Annotated in this window: 17 protein-coding genes; 9 read left to right on the top strand and 8 right to left on the bottom strand. The window is 58.9% G+C overall.

Annotation, left to right across the window (positions count from 1 at the left end; translation table 11 throughout):
- Positions 1-114: 114 nt before the first annotated feature.
- Together ANI01nite_RS16335 and ANI01nite_RS16805 are read right to left on the bottom strand one after the other, a co-directional pair.
- Complete coding sequence (locus ANI01nite_RS16335; protein WP_038990570.1) at positions 115-846, bottom strand: PspA/IM30 family protein; 732 nt, start codon at positions 844-846, stop codon at positions 115-117.
- 71 nt (positions 847-917) lie between these two features.
- Positions 918-3,050 (bottom strand): TPM domain-containing protein, encoded by a 2,133-nt coding sequence (locus ANI01nite_RS16805; RefSeq protein WP_170214677.1) that lies wholly within the window; start codon positions 3,048-3,050, stop codon positions 918-920.
- Between the two features lie 181 nt (positions 3,051-3,231).
- On the opposite strand from ANI01nite_RS16805, the gene ANI01nite_RS16345 reads away from it, so the two are divergent.
- The 4 genes from ANI01nite_RS16345 to ANI01nite_RS16360 all read left to right on the top strand — a co-directional run bounded on the left by ANI01nite_RS16345 (position 3,232) and on the right by ANI01nite_RS16360 (position 7,479).
- Positions 3,232-4,752, top strand: a complete 1,521-nt coding sequence (locus ANI01nite_RS16345; protein ID WP_141359301.1) for a S1C family serine protease — start codon at positions 3,232-3,234, stop codon at positions 4,750-4,752.
- 190 nt (positions 4,753-4,942) lie between these two features.
- The gene (locus tag ANI01nite_RS16350; protein ID WP_174787696.1) at positions 4,943-5,764 is read left to right on the top strand and encodes an electron transfer flavoprotein subunit beta/FixA family protein; all 822 of its coding nucleotides are present in this window, start codon (positions 4,943-4,945) and stop codon (positions 5,762-5,764) included.
- 12 nt (positions 5,765-5,776) lie between these two features.
- Positions 5,777-6,721: an electron transfer flavoprotein subunit alpha/FixB family protein gene (locus ANI01nite_RS16355; protein WP_121867044.1), complete on the top strand. Its 945-nt coding sequence runs from the start codon at positions 5,777-5,779 to the stop codon at positions 6,719-6,721.
- On the top strand, positions 6,718-7,479 hold the full coding sequence (locus ANI01nite_RS16360) for a PIG-L deacetylase family protein (protein ID WP_052253639.1): 762 nt from the start codon (positions 6,718-6,720) through the stop codon (positions 7,477-7,479). Before ANI01nite_RS16355 ends, ANI01nite_RS16360 begins: the two co-directional genes overlap by 4 nt.
- Positions 7,480-7,571: 92 nt before the next feature.
- Here the strand turns inward: ANI01nite_RS16360 and ANI01nite_RS16365 are convergent, their stop codons facing one another.
- The 3 genes from ANI01nite_RS16365 to ANI01nite_RS16375 form a co-directional block, all read right to left on the bottom strand.
- Positions 7,572-8,129 (bottom strand): anti-sigma factor domain-containing protein, encoded by a 558-nt coding sequence (locus tag ANI01nite_RS16365; RefSeq protein ID WP_073705990.1) that lies wholly within the window; start codon positions 8,127-8,129, stop codon positions 7,572-7,574.
- A gap of 124 nt (positions 8,130-8,253) precedes the next feature.
- Complete coding sequence (locus ANI01nite_RS16370; protein WP_038990563.1) at positions 8,254-8,715, bottom strand: tRNA (cytidine(34)-2'-O)-methyltransferase; 462 nt, start codon at positions 8,713-8,715, stop codon at positions 8,254-8,256.
- 44 nt (positions 8,716-8,759) lie between these two features.
- Positions 8,760-9,659 (bottom strand): J domain-containing protein, encoded by a 900-nt coding sequence (locus ANI01nite_RS16375; RefSeq protein ID WP_141359303.1) that lies wholly within the window; start codon positions 9,657-9,659, stop codon positions 8,760-8,762.
- 117 nt (positions 9,660-9,776) lie between these two features.
- On the opposite strand from ANI01nite_RS16375, the gene ANI01nite_RS16380 reads away from it, so the two are divergent.
- A complete protein-coding gene (locus ANI01nite_RS16380; protein ID WP_170214678.1) occupies positions 9,777-10,676 on the top strand; it encodes a diacylglycerol/lipid kinase family protein in 900 nt (299 codons plus the stop codon).
- Here the strand turns inward: ANI01nite_RS16380 and ANI01nite_RS16385 are convergent.
- Both ANI01nite_RS16385 and folP read right to left on the bottom strand, forming a co-directional pair.
- Positions 10,645-11,319 (bottom strand): dihydrofolate reductase family protein, encoded by a 675-nt coding sequence (locus ANI01nite_RS16385; protein ID WP_170214679.1) that lies wholly within the window; start codon positions 11,317-11,319, stop codon positions 10,645-10,647. The genes ANI01nite_RS16380 and ANI01nite_RS16385 overlap by 32 nt on opposite strands.
- Before the next feature lie 96 nt (positions 11,320-11,415).
- Positions 11,416-12,342: a dihydropteroate synthase gene (folP, locus tag ANI01nite_RS16390; protein WP_121867040.1), complete on the bottom strand. Its 927-nt coding sequence runs from the start codon at positions 12,340-12,342 to the stop codon at positions 11,416-11,418.
- A gap of 112 nt (positions 12,343-12,454) precedes the next feature.
- Here folP and ANI01nite_RS16395 point away from each other — a divergent pair, with 112 nt between their 5' ends.
- From ANI01nite_RS16395 to mnmA, 3 genes are read left to right on the top strand one after another with little or no spacing between them, the layout of a single operon-like run.
- Positions 12,455-13,264, top strand: coding sequence for a hypothetical protein (locus tag ANI01nite_RS16395; RefSeq protein ID WP_141359309.1), 810 nt, complete (start codon positions 12,455-12,457; stop codon positions 13,262-13,264).
- Positions 13,265-13,293: 29 nt separating this feature from the next.
- Positions 13,294-14,529: a cysteine desulfurase family protein gene (locus ANI01nite_RS16400; protein ID WP_141359311.1), complete on the top strand. Its 1,236-nt coding sequence runs from the start codon at positions 13,294-13,296 to the stop codon at positions 14,527-14,529.
- The gene (mnmA, locus tag ANI01nite_RS16405; RefSeq protein WP_038990555.1) at positions 14,526-15,662 is read left to right on the top strand and encodes a tRNA 2-thiouridine(34) synthase MnmA; all 1,137 of its coding nucleotides are present in this window, start codon (positions 14,526-14,528) and stop codon (positions 15,660-15,662) included. The genes ANI01nite_RS16400 and mnmA overlap by 4 nt, the downstream gene beginning before the upstream one ends.
- 170 nt (positions 15,663-15,832) lie before the next feature.
- Here the strand turns inward: mnmA and ANI01nite_RS16410 are convergent, their stop codons facing one another.
- Positions 15,833-16,192: a hypothetical protein gene (locus tag ANI01nite_RS16410; RefSeq protein ID WP_141359313.1), complete on the bottom strand. Its 360-nt coding sequence runs from the start codon at positions 16,190-16,192 to the stop codon at positions 15,833-15,835.
- Positions 16,193-16,419: 227 nt separating this feature from the next.
- Here ANI01nite_RS16410 and ANI01nite_RS16415 point away from each other — a divergent pair.
- Positions 16,420-16,988: ABC transporter substrate-binding protein (locus ANI01nite_RS16415; protein WP_255314580.1), on the top strand; the 569-nt coding region annotated here is incomplete at its 3' end.

Here is a 16,988-nt window from a genome sequence, read left to right on the forward strand (position 1 = left end):
AAAGTGGAAACGGAGATTCGAAAGAGTCTCCGTTTCTTGTTTAATCATCAAAAGCAATTGGCTGGCTTGCTTGCGCACTACCAGCCAATTGACTATATCCCGTTATTCGAGTTCCTAGCTCTCCAAAGTACCAGCCTGCTTGGCCTTCAGAGCCGCCAGACGAGCTTCAACTTCGGTCTGCTCACCCAGATCTTCCAAGGACTCGAACTGGGCGTCCAGGCTTGACGCCTGCAATTCTGCAGCACCGCGGACTCGGGCTTCTTCGCGGCGAACCTTTTCCTCGAAGCGGCCGATCTCGCTGGATGGATCCATGATGTTCACGGATTTGATGGCTTCGTTGACCTGGTTCTGAGCGTGAGCCGACTTGGCGCGGGCGACCAGCTCGTCGCGCTTGCTGGCCAACTCTGTGCGCTTTTCCTTCATCATGTTCAAACCGCTCTTGAGCTTGTCCACGATTTGGCGCTGCGATGTAATCGTTGGCTCTGCAGTCTTCATCTCGGACTCGGCCTGCATCTGGCGCTGGATGGCGACCTTAGCCAAGTTGTCGAACTTCGCGGCATCATCTGCCTTGCCTGCGGAGCGGAATTCCTCCGCCTTGTTGGACGCTGCCAGTGCTTTGGCACCCCACTCGGAAGCTGCCTGCTCGTCCTCGCGGTAGTCGTCTTCCAGCATGCGCAGGTTGCCGATGGTCTGGGCAATCGCCTGCTCTGCTTCAGCGATATTGTCGTTGTAGTCGCGCACCATCTGATCCATCATTTTCTGAGGGTCTTCAGCTGCGTCGAGCATCGCATTGATGTTGGCCTTGGCCAGCTGGGAAATGCGTCCGAAGATTGACTGCTTGATCATGGTTGGACCTTTCTGTCCGTCAGGAAAAACATTAGGTACTTCAAAACAACTAGTGAATCTATTCCGGCAAACTAGAAATTGCCGCCTCCGCCGCCTCCGAAGTCACCTCCTCCGAAACCGCCTCCGTCGCCAAAGCCGCCGAAGCCGCCTCCGCCGAAGAATCCTCCGCCGTCGCCGCCATCCGAATGACCGCCGTGGCTTCCGCCACCGAGGATAGTGTTTATCAGGATGCCGCCGAGCATGGCACCGCCGATGCCATCAAACATCCCGCCACCGCGGCCGCGGCCGTAGTTGCCGTAATTTCCGTATCCGCGGGAGCCGCCAAAACCGTCAAATCCACTGACATCGTTTTCGGCCATCTGCGCAGCCTGATCAGCCAACTGAATTGCACGTTGCGCCGAACCCACGGCACGCAGCGGATCGCTGCCGGAAAGCGAACGGGCTTCATCGAAGGTGCGTTGCGCTTCAGCAAGACGGGTGCGTGCCGAGGAACGTACGCCACCGCGACGGGCACGGATGTAATCGTCCGTGCCGCTGATGCGTGATGCTGCCGTATGCAAGAGCGAATCTAGCTGCGCACGGGCAGACTGTTCCTGCTGCGCCCGGTCACGCGAACTGGACAGGGCCTCTGAGAGCGGGCGTACGGCCTCGTCGAGCTGGGTGATCAACGCCAGCGGGTTGTATCGGTCGCTGTTCAAGGCTTGCTTGGTATTATTCAGTGCGCTTTCCACACCGGCCACGGCACTCGCCAACCCGGGATTCGAACCGTTTGCCATGAAAGCTTTCGCTTGGGCCAGGTCCCGTTCGGCTAGTGCCATTGACGACTTCAAGTCTTGCTGGGCTTGCTCCAACGCTTCGCCGGCTTTGTTGATGGCTTTGAGCAACACGTCGGCTTGGTCCTGCGCTTCTTCGGCGTTTTGGATCAAGATCGCGGCATTGGGACGGTCATTGGCCAGTTTCTGCGATGCCTGCTTCAAGGCAGATGACGCAAAGGTCAAACGTTCTGCGGCTTGTTCGGCATTGTCCTTGATCTGTGCAACTGCGCTGGCATCGTATCGGCCAGCGAGGCGTTCCAAATCGGCCACTCTAGCCGAAAGCCTTTGATTGAGCGGTTCTTGATTCGCTGAAACCTCAGTAATGCGATCCTCCGCATTTTGCTCCAGCTGGCGCAACTGCTTGAACTCGTTGGCATGAGCCTGCAGGGAATGATTAACCTTCTGGCACCGGTCAATGATTTCATTCAGCCAGGAACGCTGATCCTGTTCGGTATCCGGGATATCGTCATCCAACTGCTGCTGCAAACGGAAGGATTCCGACAGGTGGGTCTTGGCCTGTTCGATATCTTCCAGATAGACCTGGACCGCTTGCTTCCCGTACTGAGCCTCGGCGAAGCCCAATTCCTGCTGGGAAGAACGAATCGAGTCGTCTGCTGCTACCAGCAATTGATCTGCCTGTAAACGGAGCTTATCCAGCGGGATCAACTGTTGTCGCGGCGCAGGAGAGCCATAATTTCCAGGGTGTTGACCCGGGCCCTGGCCGAGTGAGGCGGTCTTCTTCTTGCTGCGCCGTGAAAGGAACAGGTACCCAACCACAGCGACTGCGCCAATGACCAGAACGACTGTTAGGAAACCCCCGCCAGAGGAAGAGCCATCGGGGCTGCCACCGCCTTCAACACTGCGCATGCCATCGATAGCGCCATCAACGGCGCCAGCCCAGTCATTTTCGCCGAGTGCTGGACTGATCTGGCTGCTGTAGATTTCGGTGGCGGCCGCGGCAATTGGGCCTCCCTTCGCGCCAGCAAAATATGCCTGCCGGGTCTGGGTAGCTACCACCAAGATGGAGTCGGCACTGCCCAGCCCCTTCTTGTTGGCAACCTCGGTGGCCCATTGATCAGCTTGGGCTGGGTTCGAGAACTCATCGACGAATACCGCAAATAGATTCAACCCTGTATCGCTGCGGAGCTCTTTGATTTCGGACTCCAAGCGCGACTCGTCCGAACCAAGCACACCTGAAGAATCGACTACGAAATCGCCGGGTGGAATAGTAACCGGCGATTCAGCCATTGCCGGTGCCGATAAGCCGAAAGAGGCTGCAGCTGCCAATAGTGCTCCAGCAATGAGCCGTCTAGCTTTCATACGCATGTCTTGTTTCCCGCCTGAAATACAACAGCCAATCCAAAGATCAGGAGAGGGCCGATCTGGCAATCCCCAGAGATTGGGTTCACACTTATGATTGATTCTATTTGCCCTAATGAACCACGTCTACGCCATTCAGCTGGCAGAATAGTTAACTCACAGCAGGTGCTCAGACACCACAATTCGATGCCACAGACCTGAGTTGAATAATTGAACTCAAGAGAATTCGACAGTTCGAAAGAGGCAAGCCATGAGCCAGACACCGAATGAGCCACGTGGGAACGATACGGGCAATTCATCAGAACCAAAGAACAACAACACCGACCCAGTGGCTTCGAGTGAACCAACAGTGAGCTACCCGCGGGTGAACCCGGGCCCAAGCGCCAGCGAGCAGCCAACCAGCGCTTACCCAACGGCGGCTGCCGACAGCACGCAGAATTCGGCCCATCAACATGGCCAGCATTCCGATGCCCAGCCAGTCCAGAACGGATCTCCCTACGGTTCGAGCTACGCCATGCCGCCCAACGAGCCAGCGCACTACCCAGTCCCACCGGAGAAGCCTTCCCAGAACAAGAAGTCCTTCTCCGGCAGCACCCTCATCGCGGGAATGGTCGCGGCGGCACTGGTCGGCGGCGTCACCGCCGCTGGCACCACCTATCTCATGAATGACAATGCAGGCTCTTCCTCGGTCACGAGCTCGCCGCGCGAAGGAGTGGTGATCAACAATCCGGACAAAGTCACCGAAGTCACCGCCGCCGCCGCCAAGGCCAGTCCCAGTGTGGTGACCATCGAAGTATCAGGCAACGGCTCCGGCGGATCCGGCTCGGGCATCGTTTTGGATGACAAGGGAAACATTCTGACCAACACCCACGTGGTCACCCTAGGCGGAGAAGTTGCCAATCCAAAGATTTCGGTTCAGATGAACGACGGTACCGTGCATAGCGCCACTGTCGTCGGAACCGATCCGCTATCGGATCTGGCTGTCATCAACATCCAGGCCGATGGTCTGGTTCCTGCCACCTTGGGCTCATCGGCCGAATTGAACGTCGGGGATACCGCGGTCGCCATTGGCGCCCCCCTGGGCCTGAGCGGCACCGTCACCGACGGCATCATTTCCACCCTCAACCGCACTATCTCCATCGCGTCTTCGGCCGTGCCCGAGGAAAGCGACCAGAGCGATGGCGGAGACGGCAATCGGTTCAACTTCCAATTCCCCGGGCAAGAACAGCAACAGCAGCAATCAAGCGGTTCGATCTACGTGAATGTCATCCAGACCGACGCGGCGATTAACCACGGCAACTCCGGCGGCGCACTGGTTGATGCCAATGGTGAAATTATCGGCGTCAACGTCGCCATTGCCTCGGCTGGCAACAGCGAGGAAGGCGGTTCGATTGGCGTGGGCTTCGCTATCCCTATCGACTATGCAAAGCGTGTTGCCCAGGAACTGATCGACAACGGCGTCGCAACGCACGGTCTGCTCGGTGCCACGGTGACGCCACAGGGCGCCTCGGGATCCAACCAGCAGAACGCATCGGCCTTCTCGGTTGGTGCCCGCATTGTTGAAATCAGCCCCGACTCCGCAGCTGACAAGGCGGGCTTGAAATCCGGCGACGTGATCACCGGCGTCAATGGTCGCGCGGTCCAGGACTCGCAGACGGTGACCGCCGCCATTCGCGAGATTCCTGCCGGGGGAGAAGCGAAAATCACCTATCTTCGCAATGGCCAGGAGCATACCGCAACCGCAACGGTCGGGACGCTGTCAAATAACTAAACAAATCGTCATGATGACGCTGTGGATCAAGTGACGCAGGCTGGTGACCAACCAGCCTGCGTCACTTGATGTTCTCAGAGCGATAAACGCCCGGTGAACTGCATTGTGTCGATACGATAGAGGTTGAAGGAATAAGCCTGCGCCCGTGTTTTGCACCGGAGCGGGCATGGATGCTTGTAGGAAGGCGCGAATGAGCGAGGAAAGCACCACGCCACTGAAAATAGTGGTCCTGGTCAAACACGTCCCAGATGTTCAATTTGACCGTCACATCGATTCGGGGACGCTGCGCCTGGACCGTGCGGAATCAGTCCTCTCGGAATTGGACGAATACGCTGTCGAAGCCGCCGTTTCCATCGTGGAAGCCAACGGTGGATTCGCGGCCGGGCATGAAGTCATCGCTGCGACCATGGGTGGTAAGGGGGCGGGCAACTCGGTCAAGAAGGCCTTGCAGATGGGCGCCAGTTCTGGCCTGCATCTCAGCGATGAAGCCCTGGCCGGCTCCGATACCGTCGCCACGTCCAAAGCACTTGCCGCTCTGGTTGATTATGTTGGCAACGTGGACCTGGTTGTTACCGGCATGTCCTCGACTGACGCAGAGACTTCGGTTGTCCCAGCTCAGCTCGCAGAGCGACTGGGCTTTGCACAGCTGACTCACGCGCTCGCCGTCGAGTTCGACGCAGCACAGCGCGAACTGGCGATCAAGCGCGATCATCTGGATCGTACCTTGACCCTGACAGCTAGCCTGCCTGCAGTGCTTTCGGTCACCGACCAGGCCAATGAGCCCCGCTACCCGAATTTCAAGGCCATCATGGCCGCCAAGAAGAAGACCGTTACCGAGCTGGATTTGGCGGCTATCGGCTTGGATGCTGCGGCTGTTGGGGCCATTGGTTCGAACACCGAGGTTATCGGAGCCGAAGCCCGTCCTGCACGTGAAGCTGGAACTGTCATCAACGACAGCGGCCAGGCAGGCATTGCCTTGGTTGATTTCTTGGCCGAACAGAAGCTGATCTAAGGAATATTGAACATGCCTTCAGCCCTTGTATTTTTCTCTGAATTTTCCGAAGCACCGTCCAAAGCCCAACGCGAACTGCTGACCCTGGCATCCGGCTTCGAGAACCCAGCTGTGGCCGTTGCAAGCGAAGTCAGCGCCGCAGCACAGGAAGTGCTAGCTTCTTACGGCGTGGTGAAGCTCTACACCGCCTCCAGCCAAGCGCAGGTTTTCGGACAGCACGAGCTTTCCGTGCTTGACGCAGCCCTACAGGCTACCGGCGCCGGATTGGTTTTGCTTGCCAACGACAACTTCAGCCGTGAACTCGGGGCCCGCCTGGCTGTCCGCCACAACGGTGCGATTATCACTGACGTCATTGGCATCACCGGTGACTTGGTGGCGACCAAGGACGAGCTGGCCGGAAGCTACAGCGTTCAGGCCAAGCCAACCAACGGGACTCTCTTCGCCACTTTGAAGCCAAACAGCATCGAGGACGCTCCTGCTGCTGCCAACATCCCGTTGGCGGTAGAAGAACTGGCGCTGGAGGATTCCAGCGATGCCAAGGTCCGTATTGCGGCCGCCGAGGCCAAAGCAGCCAGCGACCGCCCGGCACTGACCGAAGCGCGCGTCGTGGTTGCTGGCGGACGTGGTGTCAATGGAGACTTCGGGCCGGTTGAAGACCTGGCCGATGCTTTGGGAGCCGCCGTGGGCGCTTCCCGCGCAGCAACCGATGCCGGTTGGATCTCGCATGATGCGCAGATCGGCCAGACCGGCGTTACCGTCGCGCCACAGCTGTACATTTCTGCAGGCATCTCCGGAGCGATCCAGCAGAAGGCCGGCATGCAGACCAGCAAATTCATCATTGCCATCAACAAGGATGTCGACGCACCAGTATTCGAAATCGCCGACCTGGGCATCGTTGGCGACCTGGCCAAGGTCCTGCCGCAGGCAGCCGAAGAGATTCGACGTCGCAAGGCATGATCGATACAGCGCGATTCATTGGCGCAGGCTCCCAGCGGGTTCTGGCCTTCGGCGCCCACCCGGATGATCTGGATTTTGGGGCGGCCGGCACCATCGCAGCACTGACCGCTGCGGGTGCAGAAGTCCAGTATTGCATCATGACCGACGGAGACGCCGGAGGCTTTGATGATCGGGATCCCGAAGAAACAGCCAGGCTCCGCCACGAAGAGCAGAAGCAGGCCGCGGCCAAGGTGGGTGTGAAGACCGTCCATTTCCTCGGTGAACGCGACGGCTTCTTGGAAGCCAACCACGATGTCATGCGCAAGGTGGTACGGCTGATGCGCCGGGTGAGGCCTACTATCGTGATTGCCATGCACCCAGAGCGCAAGTGGGATCGGATCCAGGCCTCGCACCCCGACCATCTGGCTTGCGGTGAAGCGGTCACTCGCGCGATATATCCGGCGGTGGAGAATCCGTTCTCCTATCCAGAACTGCTCCATGCCGAAGGACTGGAACCGTACAAGGTGCCTTGGCTCTGGTTGTGCGGCGCTCCGCAGGAACGCGAGAATGCCTACGTGGACATCACCGAATTCTTCGGCAAGAAGATGGATGCCTTGCGTTCGCACTTCACGCAGCATCCGGACGTTGCGGCCATGGAAAACTATGTTCTGCAGCAGTGCGAAGAAAACGCCGTGCGGGGACAACTAGGAAAAGGCAAGCTTGCCGAAGCCTTCCACGCAGTGGCGGTGAACGCCAGCGACACGATTGCCGGGTTCTAGCGATCCGGGTGATGTGCATATGAAAAGAGCTCGGGGCGAAGATCATTAAATGGTCTTCGACCCGAGCTCTTTGCTTAGCCGGTGGTGAGTTGCTAGCTCGCGTCCTGCGTTTCCTGGTCTTGGGCCAGCGGAAGGTCCACTGAAGCTTCGGCATCTTCAGATGGCATGTCCGGGATCTTGGCACCCTCAATGGTGATGTGAAGCGCAATCACATCATCGGCTGGGGTCAGTCCAGCCGAGGCGTCTTCACCGGTGCTGGAAACGATCACCGAGACACTGCCGGACTCATGCACGGCCCAAGCAACGTATTGTTCCGACCCGTCCAAGGCCGGCAGCTCGGAGAGCTCGACACCCACAGCATTTTCGGACTCGGAGGAGCTGAGCACCGCTTGCCCGCCGCTCTTCAACTCGACGGTCTGGGTGACCGCATCATCGGCTTTGGATGCCTTAGATGCTTTCGTGCCTCCATTGAGCAGGGTGAAAATCACCAACGCTAGGACAACGATGATGGCAAGTCCTGTAACTGCGAAGATCCAGCGCTTGGGCTTTTTCTTCGCTGCACGTGAACTGCTGGCCACTTGGCTCACCAGGTCTAGACCCAGGTTCTCGTCCTGGGGTTCGTCGCGGTGCTGGGAATGGCTACCGTTCATGGTCTTGGAATCTCCCGAAATGTAGTCGGCACAGTTCAATACCCGTGAAACTGCGGGTACAGACTCGAGCCTACTTTATAAAGATTAGGTAAAGCTGTACGCGTGGCGTTGGCGAGCTGGTACTTTATGCGCCAGCGAAGCCGTGCTGGCGCCACGCTTCGAAGGCCACTACGGATGCAGTGTTGGCCAGGTTCATCGAGCGGCGTCCTGGAAGCATTGGCAAGCGGACCAAATCGGTGACGCGAGGATGCTGCTTATCCTCTGCGCTTAATCCAACAGATTCACGGCCGAAGAGCAGGATGTCGCTGGTCTCGTAGCTGATGTCCGAGTAGACAGTGGTTCCTTCGGAGGTGAAGGCGTAGACCCGGCCTTCGCCCAACGCATCAAAGGCAGCATCAAGATTTTCATGCACCGTGACGTTGGCCAGATCGTGGTAGTCCAATCCAGCGCGACGCAGGTTGGCATCCTCGAAGTTGAAGCCCAGCGGCTTCACCAGATGCAGTTCTGCGCCGGTGATGGCTGCTAGTCGGATGGCATTGCCGGAATTACCCGGGATCTCTGGGGCATTGAAAACGATACGAAACACTCAACTAGTTTAAGCTCTCGCCATGAAGATTTAAGCCATTGACCTTAGTACATCGCCTCACGCAACTTCGCCAGGGCCAGACGGTCAACAACATTTGGCGATGGACCGGAGCCCAGGAAGAGTTTCAACTCGCGGATCAATCCCGCGGCGTTGAGCACATTCGGCGTCGATGCCAGGGTTGGATCGGCATTGCGGCGGTACTCGATGACCGGTTCGTGATGATTGCCGTTGGCAGAAAGCACCAGGGTGAACGCGACAACGTTCATCTGCATGAACTGGCGTTGCATTCCGGAGATGGAGAACTGCGGAGGCTGCGTCAGCTTATTGCCGTGGCGCAAAACGTTGCCGTCAAAGGAATAATAGCCATCGGGCAACGTCATCGTGTTGATCACTGCCATGCGGTAACCTGCAAACAGCACATGGTCGTAGTGGCCGGATGCCGGCGAACGCAATCCATTGACCAAACGGGCCGCCGGCAAGATATTCATTACATTCTTGGCCAGCAAGTTGATGGTCTGGGCTTCGCGAAGCAGCCTCGATCGGTTGGAGAACAGGCCGCGCTTGCGAGGCTCTCCGTGTACCCGCTGCTCACAGATCTTCTTGTCCGGCAGCGCCAAGGAGGATTCTGACAATGGCGGTACATACTCGGTGGGCAACTGGGCCTTGGGTTGCTGTGGGCTCTTGCGCAAGCGCTCGTCGAACGGACGGGCATTGAATCCGGCGCGCGGAGCGTTGCCCGGAGCCGGGAAGCTCTGCTCATAGTCCAGCGGAGCTGCCAGATCGTTCAGCTGCTGGAAAGCACGCTGCACTTCTTTGAACTTGTCTTCGCTGCCACCGAGATCTGGATGCGTGGCGCGAGCGGCTCTCCGGTATGCGATCTTGATTTCTTCCAAGCTCGCAGTGGGCGCGACACCAAGAATTTCATAGGGACTTGGTGTGCTCATTGAACGGAATAATCCTCTCGGTGCAAATGATCAGATGGCCAGTGCTTCCCATTTTAGCGAACGCAACCCAGCAAATTCTTTGTAGAAGCGTCAAGTTGCTAGGTAATCTCTATGCTCATGAGCTCGTTTGCGGACGCCGAAAAGATTCGAATTATCTTCCACCCCGCCTCAGGACGAGGACGGGGGAGGCGCCGTGCCCAGCAACTTGCTCAACAGCTGGGGGTTCTGGGACTGGAGCACGAGCTGGTTGATACCTCGGTTACCAGTGTGGAACAGGTCGGCGGCCGGCTCAGAGCTTCGCGGATCATCATCGTTATTGGCGGTGATGGCCTGATCCATCACTGCATCCAGCATGTTGCGGGTACTGCGATTCCCGTTGGGATTGTTCCGGCTGGCAGCGGCAACGACTTCTGGCGCATGACGGGGGACGCGAAGGCAGAAGATTCCTTGGCCAAGATGATTGCATTTTGCAGGCAACCGGGAGCAACGATGCCCATCGACCTGTTGGAACTGCGGTTTGACCAGGCCGGGGGATCACCGCGTTATGCGCTGGGTGCGGTCTCCTGGGGCTTTGAAGCCACCGTCAATGCGAAAGCCAACGCGCTGCCACGGCAACTCGGATCCTTGCGGTACATCGCCGGACTGATCCTGTGCATCCCGCAGCTGCGCGGATGGCACAGCGAGATCAAGGCCAATGGACTGGAATTTAGCGGGAGTGTCCTGGCCGCCAGTTTGGCCAATATAAAGTCCCTGGGCGGAGGAATCAGGCTCTTCCCGCGTGCCGAAATAACCGACGGCACCGCAGAATTGGCGATCGTACGGGGACCACGGATTCTGCGTGTCCTTCCGTATCTGCCGAGAATCCTCACCGGCGCACCACACCCATGGAAAGTCAGCGCACACCTTGCACAAGCCCGCGTGGAAACTAGTCGGAGCAGCTATGCCGACGGGGAATGCGTCGGCGAGGGGCCATTCGACCTATCTGTTATTCCGGCTGGGATTCAGCTGATCTCCTGAACCGGTAGTCGCAGAAGAGCATGCTGCCCTCTTCGAAAAGGGAATGCAGCTCGAACTGGAGGAAAACCTGCTGCTCGTGAACCGCAATTCGCATGCCATCGCCTGCCACCAGCACCGGTGAGTGGCTGATGCAAGCCGAATCCACGGCGCCAGCGGCGGCGAACTGACCGAAAATATGGGGACCACCCTCGGCATGGATGAAGCCAAGACCTCGGGAATGCAGGTAGTCGACAATTTCCTGCGGCGCGCATCCGCCGTCCTTGTCAGAAACCTGCACGAGGGTGGCATTGGGTCCGAAAGCCTCACGCTGTTCGTCAGATACGTTGACGCTGGTGAAAACCAAGACTGGAACCGGAGACTCGGCAAAGACCGGCGCAGTTGGCTTCATATGCAATCCGTGGGAAACGAGCGCCAGCACAGGCTGTGGTGGCATCCCACGCTCGATTCGCCATGCCATATCCTCTTCGGATAGGAGCTGTCCTTCATATCCCTCGGCACGCACCGTTCCCGCACCGACCAGGATTACGTCGGCAAGTCGGCGCAAGAGCGAAAAAATCCTTCGATCGCCCGGTGAACCCAAACCGCCGGAAAGCCCATCAACCTGGGCGCTGCCATCGATGCTGCTAACGAAGTTGAAACGCACGAAAGGGCGTTGCCCGCTGGAGTAGCGTTCAAGCAGGAACTGGTCATCGACCTGATCAGAATGATGGGGGAGCAGGGCACGCATCTGGAGAACTCCTTACTTACTGGCTTCGCGTTCTGGGTGCGCAGGAGGATTGACATCCCCCATGTTGTGAATCTGGTAGGCAGGTTCCCGCCAACCCTGAGCTGCTTCTAGCAGGCGTACAGTCTGCACCGATTCAGGAATGTTGTGCATCCGCAGAATCCGGGCGCCGTTCATGGCGCAGATTGTTGCTGCCACCATAGATCCGACCATGCGCTCGGCCTTCGGCAGGTTCAGCGTCTCGCCAATGAAGTCCTTATTCGAAACTGCAGCCAATGCTGGATAGCCCAAATCAGCAAAGGCCTGGAACCCGGCGGTCAGGTCCAGCGTGTGGCGGGTGTTCTTGTTCAGGTCATGGCCCGGATCGACAATGATCTTCGCTGGCGAGATACCAGCATCCAACGCGACCTGGACCTTCTCCACCAGGTACTGGCGGATTTCGTCTACCACATCGTCATAGTGCGGGCGCGGATAGACGGTGCGGGGCTTGGCCAGCGAATGGGTGATCACCACGTGCACATTGTTCTTGGCCACCACCTGGGCCAATTCCGGGTAGGAAAATCCTGTGGTGTCATTGATGACATCCGCACCGGCATCAATGGCGGCTTGCGCCACCTGGGGGTGGAAAGTGTCGGCCGAGATGATCACCGAACTGCGTTGGCGCACTTGGCGGATCACCGGGACAATTCGCTCCGCCTCCTCCTGCCACGGAAGCTCGGGGCCAGGGGAGAAGGGCACCCCGCCGATGTCCACCCAGTCTGCGCCCGCCTCAACCGCACGCATGGCAGCGGCTACTGCATCGTCCAAGCCAAAGGTCGACCCTGCATCGTAGAAAGAATCCGGGGTGCGGTTGATCACGGCCATCACCGCGATCCGCTTTGAGAAATCCAAGGAACGCTGTGAAAAATCATGGACGGGAACCAAGAAGTCAGGCTTGAACATGCAGGAAGGCTCCCTTAGCTGGTTTCGACAAGTCATCTGTTGTTCTTCTATTCATACCACCGACTATGGCACGGAGACGGAATTCCTCTGCTGATCTCGCTAGGCTTAGAGCATGCAGTTTTCCCACCTCTCCGCAGATCACGGGCAATGGATCGCGTCCGCTTGCGCATCGGCCGACCCCAGCACGGTTGTTGCCCAAATCCCTCACGGCTTTGAACGCTACGTTCGCATCTTGCACCCAGCCCTGGATGAAGATGACCAACTAGTGCGCTGGGAGACGGTGGCGCAGAGCCGCAAGCACATCATCACCGCGGCCGATCTTTTCGAAACCGTGGCCGGACTGGACGCGCAAGGCAATCCTGAAACCGAGGATGCCTGGGTGGATTCCGATCTGCCCCTTGACCAACTCCCGGAATCCCAATGGCATGCCCTGGCCGCAGAACTTCTCGCGGCTTCCCCGCAGGACCAGAAGTTCGTGGTGGGCTTGTGGGCAGGCTATGCCTTTATCGAAGGCGGTGATCGAATCCAGATTGAGCGCGAACCGGATCCTGCTTTGAACGATGAAGAGAACCAAAGGGAGTACGAACTGGCGCTCGCCGAAGCGCAGAAGCCGGCCTTTGGCCCCGAGGTCATCCACGCGGACCTGCTGGAGCTGGGTGGCGGATACCGGAACTACCACCTGTTCGAAGCCGACGCCGAGTTCCTGGCGCGACCCGAATGGGCAATAACTGCCGACGGTGCCCAGCGCCAGCGCCCTGCCTTGGCCTTTGCAGCAGACCACTCGTGGATGCTGTCAACCGAACCCTTCGATGACTGCACTATTCTGGGCGGACCCGCGTCATTGATCGAATCGATCCTGAATAATCCGCTGCTGGAAGCCATTGAGGTCGGCCAATTCACACGGATTGGCCATTCTAACTAGGGCACCAAACCCCGTACCATTGAAGAGTTATGAATACTTCCGCCGTATACCTGGATCACGCGGCAACCACCGATCTGAATCCAGCAGCTCTCGCTGCGATCACCGAGCAATATTCCCGCACGGGAAACCCGTCGTCCTTGCACACGGCAGGACGTCGTGCCAACCGTACGGTGGATGATGCCCGCCAGGCAATTGCCGAGGCTTCCGGAGCGCACTCCAGCGAATTGATCTTCACATCAGGCGGAACCGAATCGGATAATTTGGCGCTGAAGGGCCTTTTCTGGAACCGCGTAGCGGCCAATGAGCAGGCGCGCGCCATCGTGCTCACCGGCATCGAGCACCACGCGATCCTGGATACGGCAATCTGGTTGCAGGACCACGAGAATGCCACCTTGCTGTGGCTGGCCGTTGACGGGGACGGCGTAGTTGATCTCGATGCGGCAGAGAAGCTTTTTGCAGAGCACCACCAGCGCATTGCCTTGGCGACCTTGATGTGGGCCAACAATGAAGTCGGCACCGTGCAGCCAGTTCGTGAATTCGCCGCCTTGGCTGGCCGCCACGGGATCCCTGTGCACTCGGATGCGGTCCAGGCCTTCGGAGCGGTGGAGGTCGACTTCGCCTCCTCGAATTTGGCCACCATGGCGATCAGCGCGCATAAGATCGGAGGCCCGGTAGGTATCGGCGGACTGCTGGTTCGCAGGGATGTAGTGCTCACCCCTGTGCAGCACGGCGGCGGACATGAACGCAAGCTGCGTTCGGGCACCCTGAACGCCGCCCACGCGGCCGGCTTCGCCGCTGCGGCTACTGCGGTGCGTGCCGAATTGCGTCAGGAAGCCGCGCGGCTGAGCGAACTGCGCGAATACGCTGTCGAGAAGATCAGCGGCTTAATTCCAGAAGCCGTGCTGAACGGTCCACGGGACCAGGCCAACGAAGGCAAGCGGTTGCCCGGCAATCTGCACTTCACTTTCCCCGAATGCGAAGGCGATTCCCTGCTCTTCGGCTTGGATATGGTGGGCATTGCCTCATCCACTGGTTCGGCCTGCACCGCTGGCGTTCCGCAGCCTTCGCATGTTTTGCTGGCTATGGGACGCGATGCGCGCACCGCGCGCAGTGTGCAACGCTTCACATTGGGGCATACATCCACGCGCGCCGACGTTGACGCATTACTAGAGGCTTTGCCGCAAGCATATGCCCAGGCAAAGAAGGCTGGCATGGCAGCCGATGAAAGCAGCATCCACACGGCAGGAACAGGTTTTACACGATGAAAGTACTAGCAGCGATGTCCGGAGGCGTGGACTCGGCGGTCGCCGCCGCCCGCGCAGTTGAAGCCGGCCACGATGTGGTCGGCGTGCACCTGGCCCTGTCCCGCATGCCAGGGACCCTGCGGACCGGTTCGCGCGGTTGCTGCACCTTGGAAGACTCCAACGACGCTTGGCGTGCCTGCGACAAGCTGGGCATCCCGTACTACGTTTGGGATTTCTCTGACCGCTTCGCCGAGGACGTGGTGGATGACTTCGTATCCGAATACGAGGCCGGCCGCACCCCGAACCCGTGCATGCGCTGCAATGAGAAGATCAAGTTCGCCGCCTTGCTCGAGAAGGCCCTGGCCCTGGGCTTTGATGCGGTCTGCACCGGCCACTACGCCAAGGTGCTGCGCGACGAGCAGGGCAACCCGGAGCTGCACCGCGCCGCGGACTGGGCCAAGGACCAGTCCTACGTCTTGGGCGTGCTGACCCACGAGCAGCTGGAGCACTGCATGTTCCCGCTGGCCGAGACCCCCTCCAAAGCGGAAGTCCGTGCCGAAGCCGCCGCGCGTGGCCTGACGGTCGCGAACAAGCCCGACAGCTACGACATCTGCTTCATCCCTGATGGGGATACCCGCGGATGGCTGGCTGAACGCATTGAGATGAAGCCAGGGGAGATTGTCGACCACGAGGGCAACCAGCTTGGCGAGCACGAAGGCGCGCAGGCCTTCACTGTTGGCCAGCGCAAGGGCCTTCGCCTGGGCCGTCCGGCTGCCGATGGAAAACCGCGTTTCGTGCTGGAAATCCGTCCGAAGGAGAACAAGGTGATCGTCGGTCCGGAGGCTCTGCTGGCCGTGGACCAGTTGCGCGGTATCCGCATTTCCTGGGCGGGAGTGCCAATCGCTGAAGTCTTCAGCGGAGACACCTTCGATTGCATGGTGCAGGTGCGTGCGCACGGCGATCCGGTGGCTGCTGTGGCTCACATGGAGCGCTCCGATGAGGGCCGCGACGAGCTGGTAGTCAATCTCCCTGAAGGCATGCGCGGAGTCGCGCCGGGCCAGACCATGGTCGTTTACCAGGGCAGCCGGGTGCTGGGCCAGGCAACCATCGATTCTGCCCGTTCCAGCGCCTGGGACTCCAGCAAGGTCAACTGATTTTGCCGACGCAAAGAAGCCCTTGGTTCCATTCGAAAGAGAATGGACCCAAGGGCTTCTTTGCGTCATAGGCTCTTTAGCTTCGCCAAAGGGCAAAAGATGGGTTGTTGCCCCGCTCGCGGAATGTCCGAGCAGCCGGGCGAGCCAATTGAAACGGATCGAGACAGCTTCTAGTCCTCGTCGACAATGCCGAACATATGGGCCGAAATATCCTGGTACTCCACGCGGGTCTTGCCTTTTTCCAGCTTTGGCAGCTGCGCCGGGGAGTGCGTGTGGCAGTGCACGAAATCGAAGGCAGGCCACCACTTCTTGGGACGCTCGTATTCGCTGAAGCCGCAGACTTCGCAGACCAGGTGAATCCACACGGGCCGTTTGCCGGTGCGATTCGCACGCGACTGGACCAGCCATGCAGGCGGGTTCGAATTCAGCTCACGAAACTCGGCTTCGCTCAACTTCGACGGGATGCCGTGCTTCTTGGCCATTTCCACTGGGATATCCAACGCGATTGCCGCGTCTCTACGAGTCATCATTGGTATCTAGCTTATGCCACCGGGCGAACGCCCGGAAAGCCATGCCAGCCCATCGCAACGGTGAGTTAGCGCGGCCATGGGCTGAAGCGCAAAAAGCGGGCGTTGAGACCGCGCTTTTGCAAATTTCCACCTCTTCCATTCGTATTTCGTGCCCTGCATCACATAGGCTATGTGAAGCATGTGCTAATCATCACAGTGCATGCATGTATCTAGACGAAGGATGACTCATGACTCGCAAGAAGAACGGACTGCGACTCGCAGCAGCCGTTGTGGGTATCTCTGCCCTGGCTCTGACCGGCTGCACCCAAGCTGCAGACAGTGGCAATGACGGCGGCGGCAATGGCGATGCCAGCGCCCCGATCACCCTGGGCACCACCGACAAAGTGACCTCTCTGGACCCTGCTGGATCCTACGACAACGGTTCGTTCATGGTCATGAACCAGATCTACCCCTTCCTGCTCAACTCCGAGCCGGGCAGCCCGGACCCATCGATGAGCCTTGCCGAGTCCGCAGAGTTCACCACCCCGACCGAATACACGGTCAAGCTGAAGTCGGGCTTGAAGTGGGCCAACGGCCACGACCTAGACTCCAAGGACGTCAAGTTCACCTTCGACCGCCAGCTGAAGATCGCGGACCCCAACGGTCCTTCCTCGCTGCTTGGCAACGTCGAGTCCATCGAAGCGCCAGATGCCACCACCGTGGTCTTCAAGCTGAAGGTCGCCAACGACCAGACCTTCCCGCAGGTGCTGACCTCTCCAGTCGGCCCGATCGTTGATGACGAAGTGTTCTCTGCGGA

The organism is Glutamicibacter nicotianae (assembly GCF_006539525.1).
Lineage (GTDB): Bacteria > Actinomycetota > Actinomycetes > Actinomycetales > Micrococcaceae > Glutamicibacter > Glutamicibacter nicotianae.

What these genes read in the sequence shown, in the direction of transcription:
- ANI01nite_RS16400 (WP_141359311.1), top strand. Translation starts at nt 13,294, where the DNA reads ATGAATACTTCCGCCGTATACCTGGATCACGCGGCAACCACCGATCTG.
- folP (WP_121867040.1), bottom strand. Translation starts at nt 12,342, where the DNA reads ATGTTCAAGCCTGACTTCTTGGTTCCCGTCCATGATTTTTCACAGCGT.
- ANI01nite_RS16350 (WP_174787696.1), top strand. Translation starts at nt 4,943, where the DNA reads ATGAGCGAGGAAAGCACCACGCCACTGAAAATAGTGGTCCTGGTCAAA.
- ANI01nite_RS16335 (WP_038990570.1), bottom strand. Translation starts at nt 846, where the DNA reads ATGATCAAGCAGTCAATCTTCGGACGCATTTCCCAGCTGGCCAAGGCC.
- ANI01nite_RS16410 (WP_141359313.1), bottom strand. Translation starts at nt 16,192, where the DNA reads ATGATGACTCGTAGAGACGCGGCAATCGCGTTGGATATCCCAGTGGAA.
- ANI01nite_RS16375 (WP_141359303.1), bottom strand. Translation starts at nt 9,659, where the DNA reads ATGAGCACACCAAGTCCCTATGAAATTCTTGGTGTCGCGCCCACTGCG.
- ANI01nite_RS16365 (WP_073705990.1), bottom strand. Translation starts at nt 8,129, where the DNA reads ATGAACGGTAGCCATTCCCAGCACCGCGACGAACCCCAGGACGAGAAC.
- ANI01nite_RS16395 (WP_141359309.1), top strand. Translation starts at nt 12,455, where the DNA reads ATGCAGTTTTCCCACCTCTCCGCAGATCACGGGCAATGGATCGCGTCC.
- ANI01nite_RS16355 (WP_121867044.1), top strand. Translation starts at nt 5,777, where the DNA reads ATGCCTTCAGCCCTTGTATTTTTCTCTGAATTTTCCGAAGCACCGTCC.
- ANI01nite_RS16360 (WP_052253639.1), top strand. Translation starts at nt 6,718, where the DNA reads ATGATCGATACAGCGCGATTCATTGGCGCAGGCTCCCAGCGGGTTCTG.
- ANI01nite_RS16345 (WP_141359301.1), top strand. Translation starts at nt 3,232, where the DNA reads ATGAGCCAGACACCGAATGAGCCACGTGGGAACGATACGGGCAATTCA.
- ANI01nite_RS16380 (WP_170214678.1), top strand. Translation starts at nt 9,777, where the DNA reads ATGAGCTCGTTTGCGGACGCCGAAAAGATTCGAATTATCTTCCACCCC.
- mnmA (WP_038990555.1), top strand. Translation starts at nt 14,526, where the DNA reads ATGAAAGTACTAGCAGCGATGTCCGGAGGCGTGGACTCGGCGGTCGCC.